This window comes from Paenibacillus sp. Soil787, assembly GCF_001429545.1.
In the GTDB taxonomy this organism is placed as follows: Bacteria; Bacillota; Bacilli; order Paenibacillales; family NBRC-103111; genus Paenibacillus_E.
In genome coordinates, this window is sequence record NZ_LMSP01000039.1 from 1 (window position 1) to 3,409 (window position 3,409).

The 3,409-nt window shown below is 47.8% G+C and carries 2 protein-coding genes; both read left to right on the forward strand.

From position 1 onward, the window contains the following. Nucleotides 1-603 (forward strand): CARDB domain-containing protein (locus tag ASG93_RS36575; RefSeq protein WP_321166708.1); only part of this gene is annotated, 603 nt, incomplete at both ends. A 24-nt stretch (nucleotides 604-627) separates the two neighbouring features. Beyond that, complete coding sequence (locus ASG93_RS26105) at nucleotides 628-2,781, forward strand: CARDB domain-containing protein (protein ID WP_235550969.1); 2,154 nt, start codon at nucleotides 628-630, stop codon at nucleotides 2,779-2,781. Nucleotides 2,782-3,409: the final 628 nt, after the last annotated feature.

Consider the following 3,409-nt stretch of genomic DNA (forward strand, 5'->3'; position numbering starts at 1 on the left):
GAGAGTGGTTCCGGTGCTTATCCGGCTACGCTTGCCGTAAGCTTGGGCGCAAATGCTTCCATCTCGTCTGTTGCTGTCAAGCTGAACCCAGACTCAGTGTGGGCAACGCGTACGCAAACGATCGAGGTGTTGGGAAAAGCGCAAGGCAGCACGGCATTCACGACGCTTGTTTCTCCCGATACATACACGTTTAATCCGTCTTCCGGCAACGTGCTTACAATTCCGGTGACAGCGACAGTCAGTGACGTGCAATTGAAAATCACGGCGAACTCCGGTGCGCCGGGGGCTCAAGTTGCCGAGTTTGAAGTCATTGGTACCCCAGCTCTGAATCCAGACCTGACGATCACCGGCCTGGCTTGGACGCCGAATTCGCCAATTGAAACCGACGCCATTACACTTAACGCTGTTGTGAAAAATATTGGCACCGCCTCCTCAACGGCGACAACCGTTATCTTTTACGTAGGCACGACGAAAGTCGGATCTGCCCCAGTAGCAGCTTTAGCTGTAGGTGCAACGGCTACCGTGTCGGTGAACATCGCAGCCCAAACGGCAGGCAGCTACACACCGACAGTGAAAGTGGACGAGGAGAATGCCGTCATCGAGNTAGGTGCAACGGCTACCGTGTCGGTGAACATCGCAGCCCAAACGGCAGGCAGCTACACACCGACAGTGAAAGTGGACGAGGAGAATGCCGTCATCGAGCTGAATGAAAGCAATAATAGCTACACAAGCAGCTCCAACTTGGTTGTTAATGCGGTTCCGAGCTCTGATTTGGTAGCTGCGGCTTCATGGGCACCAAGCAATCCAGTAGCCGGCAATAACGTATCCTTTACTGTAAATCTGAAAAACCAAGGCAACATTGCTTCTGCGAGCGGCGCTCATGCCCTGACCTTAGTTCTTAAGAACTCTGCTGGTGCAATCATTCAAACATTTACTGGCTCTTATAGCGGTGCCATCGCAGCGGGAGCATCCGTTAATGTGAATATGGGAACTTGGATAGCTGTTAATGGCAGCTACACAATAACCACGACGGTTGCGGTCGATGCTAATGAAGTAAGCATCAAACAAGCAAACAACACAAGTGTGACAAGCCTTTATTCGGGACGTGGCGCTAATATGCCTTTTACCGTTATTGAAGCGGAATTGCCTTCCAATGCCACAAACGGAACGAGATTGGTTCCGAACTTTACACCTGGCGACTTTGCCGGTGAAGCCTCCGGACGATCGGCGGTTTATCTGGACACAAATGGCGAATATGTCGAGTTTACGCTGACCTCACCGGCCAACGCTTTCGTTCTTCGTAATGCCGTTGCTGAAAATACGACGGGAACCGTCAGTATTTATGCCGATGGTGTAAGTAAAGGCAAATTCAGCGTATCCTCTAAGTTCTCTTACTTGTATGCTACGCCTACTACGCTTGGTCGACTCGGTTATGATAATTCGGGTACGAAAGCTTACTGGCTCTATGAAGATTCCCAACTGATGCTCGACCAAGTCTATCCGGCAGGAACGAAGATCAAAATCCAGAAGGATGCCGGTGACGTTTCTTGGATCTACGTAGACATGATCGAAACGGAAAACGTCGCTCCGGCTGCTTCCAACCCCGATCCGAGTAAATACGTCCAGGTTACGGCATCGAAATCGATCGATCAAGCATTGAATGAATTTAGACAAGATACAACAAAGAAAGGGATCTTCATACCAGCTGGCTCTTGGACAATCAATAGCAAAATCTTCATTTACGGACGCGCAACTGAAATCATCGGCGCGGGCCCATGGTATACAAAGCTGACGGCACCACAAGACCAATCCAACACAGATGTTGGCTTTAATATTGCTGCGACCGCGAATGGCTCAACCATCAGAGACTTATCCGCTTGGGGTAACTATCAGTACAGAGTGGATGGACCTGGTAAATTCATCGATGGTAATGGCATGCAAAATGTAACGATTCAAAACATCTGGGCGGAGCACTTCGTCTGCTTGTATTGGGGAGTTGGCGCTTCTAACAATACGTTCAAAAACAACCGGATTAAAAACACATTTGCAGACGGAATCAACATGACCAACGGTTCCAACAACAACATAATCGACAACAACTACGCGAGGGCAACCGGCGACGATTCCTTCGCAGAGTTCAGCGCAGTTGATGCCGGTGGATCGTATAATGTAGGCAACAAGTTCACTAACCTTACCGCGGTTACTGTAAGACGTGCGGCTGCTTTTGCGGCGTACGGCGGTTCGGATAACTTGTTCCAGAACCTCTACGGCGCAGATACGTTGACGTATCCGGGTCTAACGATCAGCAGCTTGAGCTTTGGTTACAATACCTTAGGCTTTGGTGACGTGGATACCGTATTCGACGGCATCACTTTGGACCGTACAGGCGGAGATTTCTGGACCAGCGTAGGAGCAGACGACAAGATCAACGATTACCAAAACTTCGGAGCAATCTGGTTCTATGTCGGTGATCGTGCATTCAAGAATATCGTGGTCAAAAATGTCGACATCAACAACTCAGTGTATTTCGGGCTGATGTTCCAGAATATGTATCCGAATGCGCTTGCAATGCAAAACGTTCGCATAGAGAACGTCAACATCAATAATCCGACCCGCTATGGCATCAAGCTTGTTGCTAGAGCGGAGCAAGGCCAAGGACCGGTTGTCGGTGCGGCAAGCTTTACCAATGTAAAAATCAATAATCCTGGTGTTACAGCTATCTATGGTGAATCATTGAGCCCGAACTTTACGGTCAATAGAGTTTCCGGCAACAACTGGTGATGCGGCATAATTAATCGACAAACAGCTTACTCGGATAACCGAGTAAGCTGTTTTTGTTCGTAGATAAGAAAGTATAAATTTTTATGCTTTTGCTTCGCATCTATCTTGACAAACGCGCTCGTCCCTGAAGGAGTCGTTTATCCTTGAGCCATAGCGCCCCGTTCAAGATGTGCACCAATGTGTGAACGAAACAGCCTGCTTGGTTAAGCGTTAGTGATCGTCATTGACGTGTTACAATATAAAGATATCTTCCTTAAATTATATGAATTTCGTAATTTTGCACACGAACTAAGTAAGGATGCACATCGTGCTCTCGTTCACTTGTTTGTTATGATTACGATAAAGGTCGTCGATAGGAGGTGGAGGTTAGTAATTAAGCGGCGTCACTTTAATCGCTGAAGGAGTGGGAAACGCTTTCATTTTTTTTGTAACAGGTACCTGCAAATTTTACATGTTTACTAATTAGGAGGTTTAATTCTAATGAAGTTGCAGTTCAATCGAGTTCATAATTCAAGAATTATGCTTGTCGCTCTTATTTTGGCGGTATTGTTCGCTCAGTTAGGAATAGCAGTGCCAGCTGCTCTTGCAGCCACGAATCTATCGGCAGGCAAACCAGTCACCGCAACCG